Source organism: Arthrobacter alpinus (assembly GCF_001294625.1).
GTDB lineage: Bacteria > Actinomycetota > Actinomycetes > Actinomycetales > Micrococcaceae > Specibacter > Specibacter alpinus_A.
Window position 1 is genome coordinate 3,285,522 of the sequence record NZ_CP012677.1, and the last position, 19,560, is coordinate 3,305,081.

The window sequence follows — 19,560 nt, forward strand, 5'->3', positions numbered from 1 at the left end:
CAGATCAGGTCCGCTATTCAGCGGCGCGCACCGCTAGGTGCGTCGGCGCACCAGGCGGTTTCCCGCCATGGCCCCGGCACCCAGGAGCAGGACCAGCAAAGCCCCCAGGACTGTTGCATCCAACCCCATCGCACCTGTCTTTGCCAGAACCGGGTTGGCTAGGGTTGCTGTGCCGGCGGCCGGTGGCGCCACCGCGTCACCGGACAGCTCAACCGTGGTGTTGCACCCTAGGGCAAAGGTGACCGGGTCGAGGGCGTCGCCTGCCGCGTAGAAGTCAGCAAACGGCGCCACGCCGCTGGGCGCCAGGACGGCTGGGACGCCGGTGGCCGCGTATACGGTCGATTCCCGGTTCAGGGCCGCCCTACCCAGGTCGAGGGTGGCCAGCACGGCCCCCTTGTATTCGGTGTCCTCCCCGGGCTTGGACCCGGCAGTGGCTGATTCCAGTGAGCGGCTGAGCACGTCCGCACTCAGCGTTCCGGTGTTGCCTTCCATGGCCAAGGTGATGTTGTTGAATGTGACGGACAGGACTGGGCCGGAACCGTAGTCGTGTCCTTGGAAAGCGACCTCCCCGGCGAATTGCACCGTTCCACTTCGCTTGGCAGTGTCAATGGTTCCCTTGCCACCGGTGAAGACGAAGACATCGTTTGCCGTGGCCGCTTTGCCATTGAAGCCGACGTGGCCCTTGGCAATGTTGCCGGTGATGTACTTGCGGAAGGATTCCTTCACGCCCCAGGAGAGTGTCCCGTTGACAATGGTGCCGGCCGTGCACTGGTCCTTGCCCGGGTTCGGGGTGCTGGGTTCCAAGGGGGTCAGCGGAACAACCGGTTTCGTATCCGCTGGCGCAAAGATCTCAAAGGTGAGCAGGGCGAATTCCTCGACCACGGCAAGGGCCTGGATGCCTCGCCTCGCGGCTGAGGGTGTGGCTGTTGCCTTTACGGTGTAAGTGCCCGGCTTCTGTCTGGCCGGAACAGCCCAGGTGGCGCTGAAAGTACCGTCCGCGGCAACTGTGACATCGTTGGCCGGAGCAAGCGCGCTCACGTCGAAGGAAAGAGGATCCAGTGCGACCCCTGCCTCGTAGACGTTCGCAAACGCGGGAACCCCGGCCTCGGTGAGGGCCACAGGCAGGCCCGCAGCCTTCACTCCCTCCGCGTCGGAGGTAGCGGACGCTGTGTCCAAGGTCGCCACCACCACGTGGCGCAAGCTCTGAGCCGTTCCATCAGCTGACGTGCTGGTGACATCTGCACGCAGGGTCTTGTTCTTGACATCCACTGTCAGCTTGCTGATGGTGATGTGAAGGGCTCCCTCGTGCCCCGCCATGGTCAAGGTGCCCTTGAACCCAGCAATTTTCCCTGTGGCGTCATAGCTTGCGGCCGGGAAGTGGAAGGTGCCGTCCGGGTTGGCCGTGGCACCATCGCTGGCTGCAATATTGCCGTTGGCAATGGGGCCGGCAAGGTAGCTCCTGAAGGACTCCTTCACACCCCAATCCAGTCCACCAGTCGCGGGCGACGCCGGTCCGGAGACTGCCAAGACATTCTCACCTTCGGTGAAGGCAAGCACGCCCCCGGGGGTGAAGTTGCTGCCGGTGAACGTGATGGGCTGTCCGGCTTCGACAGCCTTCGCTTCGGTGTTGATTGCAGGAACCGGGACCTCCGGGGTCGGGTCCACCACCGGAGCCGATGGGTCCGCCCAGGCCAACGCCTGGAAGGCATCCTGCGAACGGTCATTGCTGTAGTCGTGGTCCGTGTTGTCGCCGAGCAAGGGTGAGTTGAAGGTCGCGATGAACAGCTGGTCCTTCACAGCAGTGAATTCGCCGTTCTCAAAGACGGTGGTGACGCTGACTTCGAGGGGGCCGAAGGTACCGTCGGCGCGGACCTCAACACGCTGGGCGCGTTCATGCAACGCCGGGCGGGCATTTCCGCCGGGCCCCTGGGCAACCTCGGCCACATAGATGACTCGGCCTGGTACGTAGCCGCTGCCGCTGACTCTCAGCGTGGAACCGTGTTTGAGCCCGTCTGCGGGGGTGACGCTGAGCGTTGCGGTTGACACCACAGGCGCATCGCCCACGGTGATGGGTGCGTACAATTCCTGGGTAGCGTTCACGGTGCCGCCGGCAGCATAGGTATAGGCACCAAAGTTGCCCACCCCGGGCCACTCAACAGGCTCCCCGGAAACCACCTTCTTCTGCACCGTCAGCTCCGCAGCAAAGGAACCGTCAGCGGCAACCTCAACCCACTGACCCTTCACAGAAGACTGGTACGCCGGCACAATCAGGTCAAAGGCCGCCTGGCTCATGGCCCACTTCTGGTTCCCCACCACACGGGCCGAGGGTTGCGCACCCGACGACGGCTTCCACTCGTCAGCAAACTTGCCAAACACCACATACAAGCCGGCAGGGTTCCCGGCCGAAATGGGCGGCCTGGAACCGGAAGCGGCAACATTTGCCGCAGGATCGTACCCGGAACCCCGCACCAAAACCTTCGTCCCCTCGGGGACAGCAGCGGTCAACGGCGTCAGCCCATCAGCGGCAAAAACACTCAACGCAGGCCTCCATACCTTCGGCGCATCGCCCACCGTCAGCGCTGCAGGATCGGAGGAGACCACTCCCCCGGGGTTGCTAAATGCTGCGCGGTAGAGGTTCCCATTCAGGGCGGGATCGGCCACAACCACCAACTGTTCGCCGGTGGCTCCGGCAATATCGGTCCACGGACCGGTGCCGGCAGCGGAAAGCTGCCACTGCACGGAATCATGGCCCGTGGCCGCGGCGGTAAAGGTTGCCGTCTCTCCGGGCACCGCACTGACCGCGGCGGGCGAAACGCCCACCACAGGTGCCTGAACAACTGTCTTATACGTGACATTGAACGTCACCGGGTCAAAGGCGGCACCGGCATTGAAAACGTTGGAGAATGCGGGGACACCGTCGGCATGGATGGCTGAGGGCAGGGCGGTTCCAACAAAGGCCGTGCCCGTTTCCTGAACGCCAGCGGTATCCACCGTGGCGAACTTGACGTCGTCGTACTTCTCCAGAAGTCCGGTGCTCATGGAGATGCTTTCAACATCTGCCAGCAGCATCCCCTGGGCAAGGTCAATGCGGATGTCCGAGATATTGGTTGACAGTGCACCGTGGTGGCCCGTGAATGCCACAGATCCCCCAAAGGCAAGGGTCCTGCCGGCTGAGTCGAGTGCCACAGCCGGGAATCTTAGCGTTCCGTCGGGGTTGGCGCTGGCACCTCCGGCAGGGGTGATGGCACCCTTGGCAATGTTGCCCGTAATGTAGTCGCGGAAGAATTTACTCACGCCCCAGTCCAGCTGGCCGCCGGTCAGTTCAACGGCACTGGTGGTAGGACTGGCTGGAGTCGCCTCGTTGGCTTGGGCGCCTGTTGCGCCCGCGGCCAGGCCGGAGCCGGCGATGGCCAAGGTGGCCAGCACGCCCATGGGCCGCCTCCACCAAGGGGCACGGTGTGTTGACGGCATGGGATTCCTGTTCGTTGCTGGATTGTTCACGGTTGGTTTCCGCCCTTGCGGCGGCGGGTCATGACAACGGCACCGGCGCCGGCGGCCAGCAGCACAGCGCCACCGGCGACGGCAATGCCGGTGGTGGCGCCCGTCTTGGCCAGTGCGCCCGCGTCCTTGGACCCAGCTGCAGCGTCCGCTGGCGTCTGCGCAGCTGTGCCAAAGCTGATGGGAATCATGACATCGGCGCTACGGTCGGCTCCGCGGGTGTGATCGGCCCGGGTGACAATGACGCAGCCGTTGGGTGCGGTGGCCTTGTCTTCACAATTAGTCAGGGCATCGGCGGCCTGCACCGACAAGGACACATTGAAGGAGCCCTTGCCGCCGGTTTCGGTGAATGGTTGAGCCAGGCCCTGGCCATAGGCTGGCGGGTTCGAGGAGATCCACACCGAACTTCCGCTCCCGCCGGTAGTATCCACTCCGCCCAGGCAGGGTGTGGCCGCCGCACCGGGGCCGTTGTTGAGGCACACGCCCAGGTAGACGCCCTTGCCCAGATCAAAGCCCGCACCACTAACGTTAACGGCGTCGCCGGCTGCATTCAGGCCGGCCGCGCGGTCGACGCTGAGTGTTTGCCCGCCGGGTCCGCTGGCCGATTCGGCCATGGCCCCGGCGCCTGTTGCCAGTGCCATGCCTCCTGCTAGTCCCATGGCCGCGGCCACCCGCAGCGCCCGCCTCCTGTGCTCAAAGCGTGTTGCCGTGACAGATGTCCGGCCGGTATTTCCCCTCATGCTTCTCCTTGAATCAATGCGATTTTTGGGCACACACACCAGCACGCATGGCCTTTGACCTGCGCAAATACTCTTATTGCTGGTGTTAAAGCTCCCGTAGTGCGGTGAATGGACGACGCCGGTTGTTACCTCTAGCGGTGCTCTCAATTACGTAACACTAACCTGATGTAAACCTAACCTAACCTAGGATAGGCTTAGTTAAGAAAGTCGGTCCTTTTCCTTGGGTTCGGGAACCGATCAGCCTCGCCACCTTGGCCCTATCTGGGGAATCAATGAAACTCGCCTTGCCCGAACTGCGCCCTCACACCGTTTCATTGCCCACTGGTTCACGGGGGGCGCGGCGGGGGCTACTTTCCACCGCGGCCTTGCTGTCCTTGGTCCTGACCGGCTGCGCGCCCGTGACGCCGGGAATCGTCGGCGCGGCCAGCAATGCGCCGGCAGCACCGGTGAGCGCATGCACCGACGGCACGGCAGGGAAACGTGAACTTCCCGCAGAATGGAGCGCAACGGGATCCTGGGCCGGGGCAACAAACGCCGCTTCACACCAAGCTGCCACGGGCCCCACCACCGCCGAGACCGCAGGGATGACGCTGCCCAAGGTCGCCAGTGTTCCGACACCGGAACTGCCCGCCTCCGTGACGTCCTGTGACGGGGCGAACGTAGCGGTGACAGATGTGAGCCGGATCGTCACGATCGACCTCTACGGCACACTGACGGAAATCGTGCACGGCCTCGGACTTGGCGCCAACGTGGTGGGACATGACAGGGCCGCAAACTTCCCCGAGGCAGCCAATGGAACCGTTGTGACGCCGTCGGGCCATGATCTCAACGCCGAGGCCATCACAGCCCTTGACCCCACGCTGATCCTGACGGACACCACCATTGGGCCCCTTGATATTCAGCAGCAATTGCGTGAGATTGGGATTCCCGTGATCTTCTTCGACCCCGCCCGCACGTTGCCGGGCATCAGCCACCAAATCAACGCGGTGGCCGACGCTTTGGGTGTTCCGGATGCCGGGGTGGAATTGAACACGCTGGTGGGGGCGGACATCTCGGCGGCTCTTTCCATGGTCCCTGCCGCAAGCACTCCTGCGCGTGTGGCTTTCCTGTACGTTCGTGGGACTGCTGGCGTGTATTTGATGGCGGGCCCAGGCTCCGGCGCCGATGACATGATCGCCGCAGCCGGCGCCATGGATGTGGGGACGGATATCGGCCTGAAATTGCCCTTCACCCAGCTGACGTCCGAGGCCCTGATCAAGGCGGCCCCCGATGTGCTGCTGTTGATGACGGGCGGCCTGAAATCTGTGGGCGGGGTTGACGGACTGGTCAAGATTCAAGGTATTGGCCAGACCCCCGCCGGCACCTCCCGACGCGTTGTCGACATCGCGGACGACTCCCTGCTGGGGTTCGGCCCCCGCACCGGGCAAAGCATCAAGGCACTTGCCACAGCCTTGCATGGGAGCCGATCTTGACCGCAACACTGCCCCCCAAAACCGTCAAACCGGCGCCCCAAGCGCCCCCGGCGAAGCGCCGTGGGCCAGTCAAAAACCGCCTCGTCCTGCTGGGACTGGGCATCGCCTTGGCAGCTACTGCCGTGATCGCCGCCGGCAGCGGCCAGCTAGGGGTCACCCCGCTGGAGGTGCTGGGCACCATCACCCACGGGTTCAACAACTGGGTGCAAAGCTGGCTGGACTTCTTCACGATCAATGTCACCAGCCCCTTCGCCATAGGCCCGTTGCCAGAACACGCACGCGGCTATGAAACCCTCTGGGCGGTGCGGTTCCCGCGCGTGGTCCTGGCCATGATCGTCGGGGCGGCACTGGCCTGCTCGGGCACAGTCATGCAGGGCGTGTTCGGCAACCCGCTGGCCGAACCTGCCGTGGTGGGTGTTTCCTCCGGCGCCGCGGTGGGTGCCAGCACGGCCATCGTGACCGGGCTGGCCGGCTACGGGAACTGGGTGGTGGCCCTGTTCGCATTCTTGGGCGGGCTTCTGACAACACTTTTGGTTTACAGTCTCTCGCGCAGCAAGGGCCGCACCGAGGTTGTCACGCTCGTTCTGACGGGCATCGCCGTCAACGCCTTCACCTTCGCCATGATCGCTTTCTACACCTACGTGGCCGATCCCAATGCCCGTGAACAACTGATCTTCTGGCAGCTGGGCAGCCTCAACGGCGCAAGCTGGATCAGCGTGGGATCCGTGGCTCCATTGTTGATAGTGGGGCTGGGCATGGCTTTTGCGGCGGCCAAGAAACTTGATTTACTCTCCCTAGGCGAGCGTTCGGCGCGGCACCTGGGTGTTAACGTGGAACGCCTGCGCATGATCATGATTGTCACGGTGGCCTTGCTGGTGGGCGCCGGGGTAGCCTTCACCGGGATCGTGAGCTTTGTGGGCCTGGTAGTGCCACACCTGATCCGCATCATTGCCGGCCCCGGACACAAGCTGCTCCTGCCCGCCAGTGCGCTGGGCGGCGCGCTCCTGGTCTTAGTGGCAGATTTGGCCGCCCGCACCCTGGTTCCATATTCGGACCTGCCACTGGGCATGCTGACGGCGCTGATCGGCGGGCCATTCTTCTTCTGGCTGCTGCGACGCACCCGCAACGAACAAGGTGGTTGGGCGTGAGGTTGTTGGATGCCTTCCGCGCACCGCCTGCCGCGATCCCGCAGCCGCTGGTGCCCGGGCGGCCCGCCATGGCAATGAAAGCCGTCACCGTGGAACTCGGCGTTAAGCGTGTACTGTCGGCAGTGGATTTACCGGTACTGGCCGGCGAGGTACTGGCCCTGGTGGGACCCAACGGAGCTGGCAAGTCAACGCTGTTGGCCGCTCTGGCCGGGGATACACCCCTGACGTCCGGACGCATTGAACTGGCAGGGCGCGCGCTGGCCGGCTGGGGTCCAGATCAGCTCGCGCTGCGCCGCGCCGTCCTGCTCCAACAGCAGTCGCTGAGTTTTCCGTTCAGCGTTCTCGAGGTTGTGCGCATGGGCCGGGCACCGTGGGCCAACACCGCAGCAGCGGCGAATGATGATGAGCTGGTCGCCACAGCCATGACCGACACCGAGGTGGGCATGTTTGCGCTGCGCAAGTTCTCCGCCCTGTCCGGGGGCGAGAAGGCGCGGGTGGCGCTGGCCCGCGTGCTGGCCCAGGACACCGGGGTGCTGATGCTAGACGAGCCCACGGCCGCTCTGGATTTACGCCACCAGGAACTGGTGCTGCAGGTGGCTAGGCGCCGCGCCCAGGCCGGGAAAGCCGTCGTGGTAGTCCTGCATGACCTCAATCTTGCGACCGGCTACGCGGACAAGGTGGCGGTGCTGGACCAAGGAAAACTTGCCGCGCTGGGCACCCCGTCCGAGGTACTGGGGACTGAGCTGCTCAGCCGCGTCTATAACTACGACATTGATGTGATGGAGCATCCCGTCACCGGTCGGAGCATTATTTTGCCCCGGCGGTGACGGAATCCTTCGCCACGGTGTTTCTAAGCGGGCCGTGTCTTCAGGCGGCCAGTGTGCGCGCCCGTTCAGCGGCCAGGCCCACGAACACTTCCCTGTTCAGTTCAAAGGACTCGGCGGCGAAGTCCAAGATGGCATCCTTCTGGGTGCGCGTGAAATCGGTGCTGTCTAGGCGGTCGCGGTAGGCGTCCTTGTACGTCTTGGGCTTGGGGATGTCCGCGAAGGCATAAAAGTTCAGGCCCTCATCGGCGATGCCGTAGTGGCGCTTGACCATGCGTTGGATGATCGCCCCGCCGGAAAGGTCACCCATGTACCGCACGTAGTGGTGGGCCAGCAGGAATTCGATCGACGCCAGGCCCAGTGTCGCCAGCTTCTGCGCGTACGCCGCAGTGGCTGGCACAATGGCGATCCGCCCGTCAGTGAGCTGCTCTTCCCAATCGGCACCGTAGTGGTAGGCCAGATCGTCTTCAAGGGCGGAAACCCGCGCCAGCTTGGGGTCGATAAACCCACCCAGCTGGCTGTGGTTCGAGTGGAGCGCCAGGGCGTCCTCCATGGCCCGGTAAATCACCAAGGATTGCGCCAACAGGCTTGCCAGGGCTGACGCATCCAGCTTGCCACCCATCAAGTCCGCCACAAACGTGGACTCTTCTGCAGCCGAGTGCGCCGCGGCGGTGTGGGATTTCAGCTCCTGCGAGAGCCGTTCTGGTCCGCCGAGGGGGGCGGTGGCGGTGATTTCGGCAGCAGCTGCGGACATATCTAACTCCATAATTAGGTAACAGTGTTCTTAGCTAATCAATCTTAGTGACACTGTGTCAAGTTAATACTCGTGCTGACTGCTGCGCAATTGCGGTCACGTAATCGTGCTTGGCCGGGGCTGCGCATAGACTTTGACGGGCGCCGGGCACGGAGGGCGCCCGCACACCATGGACATGAACGAAGGCGAGGGCAGCGTGCTGGAAATGGGGGCAATCCTCCTCGCCGGCTTTTGGGCCGGCATGATCAATGTCGTCGTCGGCTCCGGAACACTCGTCACCTTTCCGGTGCTCTTGCTCTTTGGGTACCCGCCACTGACGGCAAACATTTCCAACAACATTGGGCTGGTGGCAGGCGGGCTGTCCGGAACGTGGGGGTATCGCAAGGAACTGGCACCCAACCGCACGCTCATTCTCAGGCTACTGCCGGCGTCGACCTTGGGCGGGCTGGTAGGAGCGCTGCTCCTTCTGGTTTTGCCGGCGTCGGCGTTCAAGACAATCGTCCCGGCCTTGATCATCCTTGGCCTACTCATGGTGGCGTTTGGGCCGGCCCTGCAACGCTTGAGTGCACGACGCCGGCCCGTCACCTCCGCAATGACACCCACCAACGAAGGCCCGTCCCGTAGTGCAGCGGGATTGCTAGCAGGCATCTTTGTCCTTGGCATCTACGGCGGATACTTTGGCGCGGCGCAGGGAATCTTGCTCGTGGGGTTCATGAGCATTGTCACGACCATTGCCCTGCAGCAGATCAACGCCGTGAAGAACGTGCTCACCACAGCCGTCAATGGCATCGCCGCCATCACGTTCATCATCGTTGCGGGAGGTCACATCGATTGGAAAGTGACAGCACTGATTGCGTGCGGGGCGCTTCTGGGCGGGTTCTTCGGGGCCAGATTTGGCCGCACTCTTCCTCCCGCCGCACTGCGGGCCACCATCATTGTGGTGGGCACGGCAGCCCTGGCAAAGATGCTCCTTTTCCCCTGACCCCTGCCCGCGAGGTGAGCGTTCCAGCGGCTTTAGTCCACGCCCTTGATCTTCACCACGAACACGGCTCCGAGCAAGCCGATGACCGCCGCCACCACGTACAAGGTCACGTAGCCGCCCAGAAGGGTGACAAGCGGCCAGGCGATGATGGGAGCAATGACCTGCGGCAGGGAGTTGGCCACATTGATCACACCCAAATCCTTGCCTCGGCTCGTGGCCGACGGCAGGACCTGGGTGAGGAGGGCAAAATCGACCGCCAGATAGGCTCCGTAGCCAATCCCCAGAACGGCGGCACCCACTAGGGCCCCTGTCCAGGTCGGGGCGAAGGCCAGGATGAGTGCGGCCAGGGCGATGATCGCGGAGGAGCCAATGACAAATGGCTTCCGCTTACCCACCCTGTCTGACCACTTGCCGCCAATCACGGCGGTGATCAGCGTCAACACGGCGTAGGTGCCCGTCAGGATGAGTACGCCCAGCTCGGGGTTCTGGAAGCCGACGGCGTCGCGAAGGAAGAACAGCAGGTACAACGTCACCAAGTGGTTGCCCACATTGACCAGGAAGCGGGTAATCCAGGCCCAGCCAAAGTCGGGGTACTTTTGGGGCGAAATCCAAAAACCCTTAAAGAAGACCGGCCAGGAGAATGCCGGCCGCTCCGATTTGGCCAGCGTATGGTCGTTGGAGAAGAAAAGGTACGGGACGATTCCTGCCACCAGCGCAACGGCGCAGAATAAGTAGCCCAGCGAATAGTTTCCAGCCACCACGGCACCCACGGCGGCACCAAACAAAATGCCCACCACCGTCCCCATGGAGGACAGCCCACCGATGCTACCGCGCTGGCGAATAGGGACTTGGTCCGGGACGGCGGCCGTGATAGCGGCCAGGGCGCCGTTGCAACCCAATTGCACCAGGGACCAAAGCAGCATCATCGCCGCAATGCTGGGCGCCACGGTCAGTCCCAGCAGGCCGATGGTGCCCAGGAGTGCGCCGATAAAGACCCAGGGCACTCTCCTGCCAAAACGGGAGGTGCTCCTGTCGCTGAACGTGCCAAACAAGGGGTTTGCCACAAGGGACACGGCTGCGCCGGCACCGGTGACCAAAGCCAGGATGGCTTCCTTGTCGGGTTCACTGAAATGAATGGCCTGTTGGGCCAGCAGCACCTGGATGGGACCGAAGAACGCGGTGTTAATACCGACGTTGACCAGCACCACCGACGCCGTCCAGCGGTGCCTAACCGTCTTGGTGGGTTCCGCGAACGCCAAGGTCACCACCGCCGGTTCCTTGGCGGAACCTGCTTCGCCATTCGTCACAATACCCCCGTTATGGGCCGCTGCGGTCAAGAAAATCCTTTGCCCAGCTTACGTTGCGGGGCCGGTCTTCAGAGCCAGCGTGCCTGGTCCCGCACTTGTTCTATGACGCGCAGCGCATCCACCGAATCGACCGGGTCAACCGGCGCGGGCCCACCGTCGAGCAGTGCCGTCGCCAAAAGCCCATAGAAGTCGGTGAAATTGCCGCGCTCCGTGGGCGCCGGTGTCACGGCGCCGTCGTGGCCCAGCAGGCCCCAGTTCTCCTGCGGGTCCACGCCGTAACCCGGGTTGCCGGGCAGGATTCCGGCCTGGAGCTGCGCTTCTTGCTGGTCGCCTACGACCTTGACATAGGCGGCCTGGGAACCGAGAACCCGCAGGCGTGGCCCCAATTGCGGCACACCCAAGTTCATCCACAGGTGGGAGATCACGCCACCTTCGTGTTCTAGCGCTACGAAGGCGTCGTCGTCGGACAATTCGCCCTCCCTGCGCGCGGTAACCTCACCGTAGACGCGCACGGGCGGTCCGAAGAGCTGCAGCGCCTGGTCGATCAGGTGCGTGCCCAGGTCATAAAGGATCCCGCCGCCGTCGGCCGGGGTGGCTTTCGCCTTCCATTCCTTAGTGGTGCCCTGTTGCCAGCGTTCAAGGCGTGATTCAAAGCGCCGCACGTCGCCCAAGGCACCCTCTGCGATCAGTTTCTTCAGGGTCAAAAACTCCCCGTCCCACCGCCGGTTTTGGTAGGTAGTCAGCAGCAGCCCCTTCTCGCGCGCCAGCTCAATGAGCGCTTGCCCTTGTGTACTTGTCACGGTGAAGGGCTTGTCGACCACGACGGCGCAGCCGGCTTCCAGCGCGGCTTGCGTCAGCGCAACGTGGCTTGCCGGTGGGGTGGCCACCACCACCAGGTCCAGACCGTGGGTATTCCCGGTGGCCGCCCACTCCTCGCGGCTAAGCACCGCTGCCTGCGGATATTGTGCACGCGCAGCCAGTTGGCGGTCCGGGTCCGAGGTGACGATGACGTCGAGACTGAAATTCTCCAGTGCCGCGAGTGAGGGGGCGTGGAAGATGCCTCCCGCGTGTCCGAACCCCAACAGGGCCGTACGAATTCTTTGTGTCATGGGTCATACCTTACCGGGGACGCTAAAGTATGACTCATGAGCCTTCTTGCACCCCGCCTCAGCTCCGCTTTGAATCCTGGCGAGCAAGGCACTTTAGCCAGTGTTTTGGCCGGCAGCGACGACGTCACAGTGTTTGTGGACGGCACTGCCCACCGGCTGGCACCCGAGGCAAGGGACGCCGTCCTGGATCTCCTGCAACGGCTCGCTGGTGGCGACACCGTGACGGTGGCCAGCGTAGCCGAACTACTGACCACCTCACAGGCGGCAGAACTGGCAGGAATTTCCCACACGTTTCTGCGTAACATGACGGACCGGGGCGAGATTCCGGTCCAATACAGGGGATCACATCGTCGGATTCGCCGCGAGGACGTCATGGCGTGGCTGGCGGGTCAAGAAAATGCCACCAACACCCACTGAAAGCTGCAACGGTATGGTCCCCACCGTGGCAGTGCTGCTCGCTGCAGGTTCCGGGAGCCGTTTGGGGCGCGGACCCAAGGCGTTGCTGCCCTTCCACGGATCCACTCTCGTGGAACATGCAGCCCAGGCATTGCGCGACGGCGGGTGTACCGAAACAGTGGTGGTGGCCGGATCCGGATCCGCTCAGCTCCAGGCGCTGCAGGCCACGGCCACCGCACGGCCCGCTGGGCGTTCCCGGGCACGGGCTCTTACCGCCTGCCACCTGGTGGTCAACGAGGACTGGGCAACAGGGATGGGCGGCTCGTTCCGGCTCGGCGTGGCCTCCGTCAACCCCGGGCACAACGTGCTGGTGGCGCTCGTGGACCAGCCCGGCGTCACTGCCGGGCTGGTCGCACGGTTACTCGCGGCCCACCAGCCGGGACGGATCACGGCGGCGGGCTATGCGCAGGCCCCCGGTTTCGGCGCCGGCCCCACACCGTCGCTGGTCCGCGGACACCCCATCATTTTCAGCCCCTCACTAGCCGCCGCGGCCGCCGCTTTGTCCGACGGCGACGCCGGGGCCCGCACCTTCCTGCGCGACTACCCCGAGTTGATCGACGTCGTCGACTGCAGCGATCTCAGCGACGGCGCCGACGTCGACACCCCAGCGGATCTGCGCCTGCTCGACTGACCATTTCCGCGCCAGCTGGAATCCCAGGCTAGATCCGGGGACGGCTCGACCAGCGGGCCGCCTTGAGCGCCACATGAAGTTCCAGCCTGACACGGCCAGCCAACGGGTCTGCTCCAATAATTCCGCGCACCCGGGCCAGCCGGTTGTAGATGGTAGACCGGTGCAGGTGCAGCGCTCCGGCGATCTTAGCCACGGCGCCGTCGTTGTCATACAGCAGTTCAAGCACCGGAAACAGCTCCGCGGCGCCGTCCTTGTCCCGGATCAGCCGGTAGTACACGCTGTCCTCCGGGTTTGCCGCCCCGCCAGCGAGCACCTCATACACCCCGGCCCCACGCACGTCCAAGACGGCGCCCAGGGCAGGGTCCACCACGGCCGCTTGGACGGCAATTTTCGATTCCCTGTAGGCCTCGGGCAGTGCCCGCAGGGAGGTGAAGGACTCCCCGATCCCCATCACCACGTTCGACGCTGGAACACCAGTGCGCTTGCGCAGCTCAGCCGTGTAGCGCTCAAGGACGGCGGCATGCCCTGCCCGGCCCTGCGTTGCCCGAAACAGCATCACCGCGTGCGTGCCCATGCCTGCGGTGAACAAGGCGCCGTCAATGCCAATGGTTGCCTGCAACCCGGCGCTGCGGTGCACTAAGGCGGCGGCCAGCGAATCGTATTGGGCGTGTCCGCGCCGGAGGCGGGCCTCGACGGGGTCCGCCACCGCGTAGACGGTGGCAACTTGCCAAGGACCGCGCCGGCGAATCTCGGGCCATTCAGAGACCACCTCGATGAGGTGTTTGTCGCCCTCCGCTGCGTTGAGGAACTCCTGTTCCCTTGCGCGCCGCAGGCTCGATTCGGCCGTGTTGGACTCCAGCAACAGTGTGGCCAGGAGGTCAAGGGAGTCCCTAACCTGCGGCAATTGGGCGAGGATCGCCGTCGCACTTTGTTCGATGTGATCTTGTTGGACCCACAGGTAACCCACCCGAAATCCGCGCACCAGCAGTGGTACACACACCCTGCCCAGCATGCCCAACTCCTCATTCGCCGGCACCACCACGGGGCGCACGGCCGCGGCGATCCCGTGCGAATGCTGCCAGCTGTTGACATCGGCGGGTACCTTCTTGCTGAGCAAAAAGTTCACCCGCACCCTGTCGGCGTGGGACTGGTTGGCGCTGTACGCCAGTAAAAGCCCGTCCAGATCTTCCAGCGAAAGTCCACGCCCCAGCTCGAGCGCGAGCCGTTCCACAAGGTCCTCGATCTCCTGGTTTCGCATGACACCAGACTAGACGCCCCAAACAGACAAAAGGAGACAATTGCCCCACCTGGATTCGACATTTGTCGAGTCGGGTGGGTTCAAACCCCTGCAATTGCGCCCCGCCCGGACTTCCCCGCAACTAGTCCCTATGAAACACCTCACAGCGGGGCTCTAGTGTTGTAGTCACGAGAGCAGCTTCCGGCAACGTGCCGGCCGCCATGAAAAGAGGACCGAATCATGATCATTGGCGTTCCCAAGGAAATCAAGAACAACGAATTCCGCGTGGCCATCACGGCCTCCGGGGTCCATGAGTTCGTCCGCCAGGGCCACACGGTGCTGATTGAGCGCGGCGCCGGCGTGGGGTCCAGCATCGAGGACAGCGAATACACGGGCGCCGGGGCGGAACTTGTCACCGACGCCGCCGAGGTGTGGGGCCGCGCCGACATGGTCATGAAGGTCAAGGAGCCGATCAGTGTTGAGTACCCGCATTTCCGCAAGGGCCTGGTGCTGTTCACCTACTTGCACTTGGCCGCCGAGCCGGAACTGACCCGCGCCCTCATGTCCAGCGGTGTGACGGCGATCGCGTACGAAACTGTCCAGATTGGCCGCAGCCTGCCGTTGCTGGCACCCATGTCGGAGGTGGCTGGCCGGTTATCGGTCCAGGTGGGCGCCGCATGCCTGACCGCCCCCGCCGGAGGCAAGGGGATCCTGCTCGGCGGCGTCCCCGGGGTCCGCCCGGCAAACGTTGTCATCCTCGGTGCCGGAGTCTCGGGCACCAACGCTGCGGCCATGGCCATTGGGGCCGGTGCGGATGTGACCATTTTGGATATCAACATCGTCCGGCTGCAGGAATTGGATGCCCAGTATCAGGGCCGTCTGAAAACCGTTGCCTCGAATTCCCTTGAGATTGAGCGCTCGCTCATGCAGGCGGATCTTGTCATTGGCTCGGTGTTGATCCCCGGGGCCAAGGCACCGAAATTGGTCACAAATGACCTGGTTGCCCGCATGAAGCCCGGATCCGTGCTGGTGGATATTGCCGTGGACCAGGGCGGGTGCTTCGAGGACAGCCACCCCACCACGCACGCCGATCCCACCTTCAAGGTCCATAACTCCGTGTTTTACTGTGTAGCCAACATGCCAGGCGCCGTGCCCAATACTTCCACCTACGCGCTGACCAACGTGACCTTGCGCTACGCCGTGGCGCTGGCCAACCTGGGCGTGGCTGCGGCCCTCGAAGCCGATCCAGCCCTAGCCGCGGGGCTGAATGTGGCTGGCGGTCAGGTGGCCCACCACTCGGTCTCCGGCGCCCATGGGCTCCCACTCGCGGCGGACTGGCGCCAACTGGTCTAGCGGCTTCGCACAGTGCCGGGCGCTCTCGACACGGAGCGCCCGGCGGAGTACCGTGCGGTGTATTCAGCCAAGGAGCAGCCATGACCGCTTTCACCACATCCGCCGACGGCACCCGCATCGCCTACGACGTCCGGGGAGAGGGCCCACCGGTAATCTTGGTGGCTGGTGCCATGCAGTTTCGTGCCTTTGACCCGGTGACCTCCGCCATGGCGGGCCTGTTGTCAGCCCGCGGATTCACGGTGATCAACTTCGATCGGCGGGGCAGGGGCGAAAGTGCCCGGGCGCCGTCGTTCACGCTCTTGAACACCTTGGAAGACCTGCACGCCTTGACCGAGGTTGCTGGCGGCCCTGTGACACTGGTGGGCAATTCCTCAGGCGGGGCCATCAGCCTCGCCGCCGCCGCGGCCGGGCTTCCGGTCTCGGCCATGGTGCTCTTCGAGGTGCCACTCGGGGTGGAAGGCGGCGCAGACGGCAAGCAAAACCTGGACGGCCTGCGCGAGAGGATTGCCGGCACCAGCCCCGATGCAACCGTGGAGTACTTCATGAAAGACATGCCGACGGAGTGGCTTGAAGGTGCACGGAACAGCCCCGGATGGCCCGTCATGACGGCCATGGGCCCGTCGCTGGAGGCCGATTTTGAGGCCCTGGCCTGGACCCAGTCGGCCCCGCGCACCGAGCTATGGAAGTCCATTACGGTCCCCACCCTGGCCCTAGTCGGGGAACAAACTCTGCCCATCATGCCGCCGGCCGCCGATTCCATTGCGGCGCACCTCCTCCACGCCCGGCGCGAGAGCATTCCTGCCGCAAACCACAGCTGGGAGCCTGAAGTCATGGCCGCTAGGATCGCGGCGTTTCTCAGCGAATAGCAAAGGATTCAAACAATGGGACTAGTTACCTGCGGTGTTGGTATTTCCTTGGATGGCTACGTGGCGGGCCGGCATCAAAGTGCCGAACTGCCGATGGGCGAAGGCGTTGACAACCGCCTGCACCGGTGGATGTTTGAACAGCCCGAGGCCAACAAGGCCGAGATGGACGAGCTCACCGCCGCCGGCGCCTTCATCATGGGGCGGAACATGTTTGGCCCCATTCGCGGCCCATGGGACGAGCCATGGCGGGGCTGGTGGGGCGAGAATCCGCCCTACCACGGGCCGGTCTTTGTCCTCACCCACTATGCGCGTATGCCGCTCGTCATGGAGGGCGGCACCACCTTCACCTTTGTCACCGAGGGGATAGCCGCTGCCCTGGCGCTGGCCACTGAAGCGGCCGGCGACGCCGGTGTGGCCATTGCCGGTGGTGCCGCCACCATCAACGCCTACCTTGGCGTCGATCTGATTGACGAGCTGACTTTGCACCTGGCACCCGTCACCGTGGGAGCAGGCGAACGTCTATTTGACGGCCTGCCCAGCAAGGACTTTGTGCAGGTAAGTGCCCGGGCCACGGAATTGGTCACGCACCTGAGATACCGTTTGCTGCGCCCCTAGCTGCACGCGGGCACTTCTCACCGTGGACCACTAGACGGCGAAAATGGGTCTGCTGAAAACTTTTGATGCCTATTTAGCAACATTGGTTGTATCCTGACACCGTGACTACTCCATCCTCCGGCGCCAATGCTGCCGCCGAAAACTTGTCCGAAGAAGCCGTCGACGCCCTTTCCCGGGCTCAGGCTGGCGCCGCCACAACAATCCCCAGCCCGGCACACAGCCACCGCCACGAGTCACTACTGTCCACCCGGGCGGCAAACATCAAGCAGTCCGCTGTGCGTGACGTGTTTGAGATTTCCATGCAGCCGGGGCTGGTATCCCTCGCCGGTGGAAACCCGTACCTGCAATCGCTGCCATTGGAGCGCCTCGGCGCCACAGCCGCGAAGATCATCGCCGAACATGGCCTGGAGGCACTGCAATACGGTGGCGGACAGGGCACCCTGGAGTTGCGCCAGCAGATCTGCGAGGTCATGGCGGCCGAGGGCATCCTCGACGCCGATCCCGAGAACGTCGTCATCACCGCCGGCTCCCAGTCGGCCCAGGACGTGGCTGCCAAGGTCTTCTGCGATCCCGGAGACGTGATCCTGATCGAGGACCCCACCTATGTGGGCGCCCTGAACACCTTCGAGGCCTACGAGGTTGACATGCAGCCGGTGGCCGGGGATGAGCACGGCCTCATCCCCTCTGCCTTGCGTGCCACGATCGCCACCCTGCGGGCTGCTGGCAAGAGCATCAAGCTGCTGTACACGATCCCCAACTTCAACAACCCGTCGGGCGTCATGCTTGCCCCCGACCGCCGCCAGGAGATTGTGGACATCTGCCGCGAGGCGAACATCTTGATATTGGAAGACAACCCTTATGGGCTGTTGAAGTTCGACGGCGTTCTCCCCGCCCCCCTGCGCGCGGCAAACCCCGAGGACGTACTTTATCTGGGCTCCTTTTCCAAAATTTTCGCCCCTGGCCTACGCATAGGCTGGGCCTTGGTGCCTGCACAACTGAAGCAGCGCTACTACCTCGCCAGTGAGGCCGTAACCTTGTGCCCACCCACCTTCAACCAACTATTGGTCAGCGAGTACCTGCGCAATTACGACTGGCAGGGGCAGATCGCCACCTACCGCAGCCTGTACCAGGAGCGTTGCGCCGCACTGCTGGTGGCGCTGGAGGAGTTCATGCCCCAGGGAGTTTCCTGGACACGCCCTGCTGGCGGATTCTTCATCTGGCTCACCTTGCCGGAGGGCATCGACACCTATCCCCTGCTGTACAAGGGCATCGACGCCGGAGTGGTGTTCGTCCCCGGCGCTGCGTTCTCCGTCGTCCCCGGCCCCAGCAACAAGCTGCGCCTGGCGTTTAGTGCCGTCCCACCAACGGCCCTGCGCGAAGGCGTCAAGCGGCTGGCTCCCGTCCTGGCCGAGGCGGTCAACTCCGCAAAATAGGGCTGCCGGAGCGCGGAGACTTGCTCGGGCTCCGCGGCCCCGCACGCTGCAACCATGCAGTGGCCTGTTCGCTGAGCAGCTAAGCGGGTTCGTGCCCTGACCTTTTCGCAGTGCTTCACCAGGTACCTGCCCTACGAATACGGAAACGATTGCCCGTGCCGGCTACCCCGCTCTGGTTGATCGCGGCAGGGACGCCAAAGAGTCGCTGGTTCATGAGGTTCCATGATTTCACATTCGCCTGAACGTGCGTGCCAGCCCGCGCCAGTTGGTCCTGGTACATGGCTGACTTGACGCTGGGGGCCATGATGGCGGTCATATGCTCGGCAAGGTATGTCTCGCCGGCAGTGTTGGGATGCTCCAGGTCGCTGGCCAAATCTTGTGCCGCAGCGCCCTGAAACCAGCCCAGGGACACGGGGTCCACAAACCGCGCCCCCGTGTCCGCCGCCTGTTGTTCCAGCGTCTGGCGGATCACGGTGAGATTCCCCTGGGGATCATCCGATTCCGACGTCGGCCCCACCAGGATCACAGTGGCATCAGGGGCCAGCACCTTGACCCTGGCTAGCGTGCTTTGCACGGCCTGCGCCAGTCCTGAGGCGCCCGTGTCATTGTCCGAGCCAAAAATCACCACCACCTGTGACTGTGAGTTCACCACGCGGTTGACCAGGTCCAGGAAAACATCGCCCGTTTCACCCGGCGTGGCATAGCCGGCGCCATTTTCGGAGGCATTGGCGGTACCCACTTTCAAACCCATCGAGGTGGCGATCGTCTGGGCCTGGGCTGGCCAGGTGTCTCCCGGCGTCCGGAAACCGGTGCTGAGCGAATCGCCAATAACGTCCAGCTCTACCGCCTTGACCGGCGCAATAGCCGGGGCGGCAGCATACGCGGCGGCACCGGAAACCACCACCAGAAGGACCGCAATCATGGAGAGCAGCACGGTGGAGCGGCCCTGCCAATGAAACCGCCGGGTGATCGCGGACCAGCCGGCCCTGGCAGCCACGGCTAAGCCCCTAGGCGTTGTGTTGAAGTCTCTCCATCAGGGGATTGCTTCCTTCTCATAGTGCCAACCATGGCCCCATGTGTTGGGACTTTCAAGGGTATTTGCTAACGGTTTCCTATGTGCCCGCGCCAGATGAAA

17 protein-coding genes are annotated in these 19,560 nt (G+C 63.8%); 10 read left to right on the plus strand and 7 right to left on the minus strand.

Features of this window, described 5'->3' with window-relative positions:
• Positions 1-33: 33 nt before the first annotated feature.
• The gene (locus AOC05_RS14920; RefSeq protein WP_082358015.1) at positions 34-3,471 is read right to left on the minus strand and encodes an HtaA domain-containing protein; all 3,438 of its coding nucleotides are present in this window, start codon (positions 3,469-3,471) and stop codon (positions 34-36) included.
• Between the two features lie 26 nt (positions 3,472-3,497).
• Positions 3,498-4,238 (minus strand): LPXTG cell wall anchor domain-containing protein, encoded by a 741-nt coding sequence (locus tag AOC05_RS14925; protein ID WP_197277837.1) that lies wholly within the window; start codon positions 4,236-4,238, stop codon positions 3,498-3,500.
• 272 nt (positions 4,239-4,510) lie between these two features.
• Here AOC05_RS14925 and AOC05_RS14930 point away from each other — a divergent pair, with 272 nt between their 5' ends.
• From AOC05_RS14930 to AOC05_RS14940, 3 genes are read left to right on the plus strand one after another with little or no spacing between them, the layout of a single operon-like run.
• Entirely contained in the window at positions 4,511-5,710 is a 1,200-nt protein-coding gene (locus AOC05_RS14930) for a heme/hemin ABC transporter substrate-binding protein (RefSeq protein WP_082358016.1), read from the plus strand.
• A complete protein-coding gene (locus AOC05_RS14935; protein WP_082358017.1) occupies positions 5,707-6,858 on the plus strand; it encodes a FecCD family ABC transporter permease in 1,152 nt (383 codons plus the stop codon). Before AOC05_RS14930 ends, AOC05_RS14935 begins: the two co-directional genes overlap by 4 nt.
• The gene (locus AOC05_RS14940; RefSeq protein WP_062007930.1) at positions 6,855-7,685 is read left to right on the plus strand and encodes a heme ABC transporter ATP-binding protein; all 831 of its coding nucleotides are present in this window, start codon (positions 6,855-6,857) and stop codon (positions 7,683-7,685) included. Before AOC05_RS14935 ends, AOC05_RS14940 begins: the two co-directional genes overlap by 4 nt.
• Positions 7,686-7,725: 40 nt before the next feature.
• Here AOC05_RS14940 and AOC05_RS14945 read toward each other — a convergent pair whose 3' ends face one another.
• On the minus strand, positions 7,726-8,436 hold the full coding sequence (locus AOC05_RS14945; protein ID WP_062007932.1) for a heme oxygenase (biliverdin-producing): 711 nt from the start codon (positions 8,434-8,436) through the stop codon (positions 7,726-7,728).
• 169 nt (positions 8,437-8,605) lie between these two features.
• On the opposite strand from AOC05_RS14945, the gene AOC05_RS14950 reads away from it, so the two are divergent.
• On the plus strand, positions 8,606-9,418 hold the full coding sequence (locus tag AOC05_RS14950) for a sulfite exporter TauE/SafE family protein (RefSeq protein WP_230085377.1): 813 nt from the start codon (positions 8,606-8,608) through the stop codon (positions 9,416-9,418).
• 32 nt (positions 9,419-9,450) lie between these two features.
• Here the strand turns inward: AOC05_RS14950 and AOC05_RS14955 are convergent, their stop codons facing one another.
• Together AOC05_RS14955 and AOC05_RS14960 are read right to left on the minus strand one after the other, a co-directional pair.
• Positions 9,451-10,725: an MFS transporter gene (locus AOC05_RS14955; protein WP_062009864.1), complete on the minus strand. Its 1,275-nt coding sequence runs from the start codon at positions 10,723-10,725 to the stop codon at positions 9,451-9,453.
• Between the two features lie 68 nt (positions 10,726-10,793).
• Positions 10,794-11,834: a Gfo/Idh/MocA family oxidoreductase gene (locus AOC05_RS14960; RefSeq protein WP_062007934.1), complete on the minus strand. Its 1,041-nt coding sequence runs from the start codon at positions 11,832-11,834 to the stop codon at positions 10,794-10,796.
• Positions 11,835-11,870: 36 nt separating this feature from the next.
• Here AOC05_RS14960 and AOC05_RS14965 point away from each other — a divergent pair, with 36 nt between their 5' ends.
• Positions 11,871-12,251 carry a helix-turn-helix domain-containing protein gene (locus AOC05_RS14965; RefSeq protein ID WP_062007936.1) on the plus strand — a complete coding sequence of 127 codons (381 nt, stop codon included), beginning with the start codon at positions 11,871-11,873 and terminating at the stop codon, positions 12,249-12,251.
• Between the two features lie 13 nt (positions 12,252-12,264).
• The gene (locus AOC05_RS14970; RefSeq protein ID WP_231687125.1) at positions 12,265-12,921 is read left to right on the plus strand and encodes a nucleotidyltransferase family protein; all 657 of its coding nucleotides are present in this window, start codon (positions 12,265-12,267) and stop codon (positions 12,919-12,921) included.
• A gap of 28 nt (positions 12,922-12,949) precedes the next feature.
• Here AOC05_RS14970 and AOC05_RS14975 read toward each other — a convergent pair whose 3' ends face one another.
• Positions 12,950-14,179 carry a PucR family transcriptional regulator gene (locus tag AOC05_RS14975; protein ID WP_062007940.1) on the minus strand — a complete coding sequence of 410 codons (1,230 nt, stop codon included), beginning with the start codon at positions 14,177-14,179 and terminating at the stop codon, positions 12,950-12,952.
• A 219-nt stretch (positions 14,180-14,398) separates the two neighbouring features.
• Here AOC05_RS14975 and ald point away from each other — a divergent pair, with 219 nt between their 5' ends.
• From ald to AOC05_RS14995, 4 genes are all read left to right on the plus strand, one after another.
• Entirely contained in the window at positions 14,399-15,511 is a 1,113-nt protein-coding gene (ald, locus tag AOC05_RS14980; RefSeq protein WP_062007942.1) for an alanine dehydrogenase, read from the plus strand.
• Between the two features lie 80 nt (positions 15,512-15,591).
• On the plus strand, positions 15,592-16,377 hold the full coding sequence (locus tag AOC05_RS14985; protein WP_062007944.1) for an alpha/beta fold hydrolase: 786 nt from the start codon (positions 15,592-15,594) through the stop codon (positions 16,375-16,377).
• 15 nt (positions 16,378-16,392) lie between these two features.
• The gene (locus AOC05_RS14990) at positions 16,393-16,992 is read left to right on the plus strand and encodes a dihydrofolate reductase family protein (RefSeq protein ID WP_062007946.1); all 600 of its coding nucleotides are present in this window, start codon (positions 16,393-16,395) and stop codon (positions 16,990-16,992) included.
• A gap of 101 nt (positions 16,993-17,093) precedes the next feature.
• The gene (locus AOC05_RS14995; protein ID WP_231687126.1) at positions 17,094-18,425 is read left to right on the plus strand and encodes a PLP-dependent aminotransferase family protein; all 1,332 of its coding nucleotides are present in this window, start codon (positions 17,094-17,096) and stop codon (positions 18,423-18,425) included.
• A 115-nt stretch (positions 18,426-18,540) separates the two neighbouring features.
• On the opposite strand, the gene AOC05_RS15000 is transcribed toward AOC05_RS14995, so the two are convergent.
• Positions 18,541-19,422 (minus strand): SGNH/GDSL hydrolase family protein, encoded by an 882-nt coding sequence (locus AOC05_RS15000; protein ID WP_062007949.1) that lies wholly within the window; start codon positions 19,420-19,422, stop codon positions 18,541-18,543.
• Positions 19,423-19,560 lie beyond the last annotated feature (138 nt).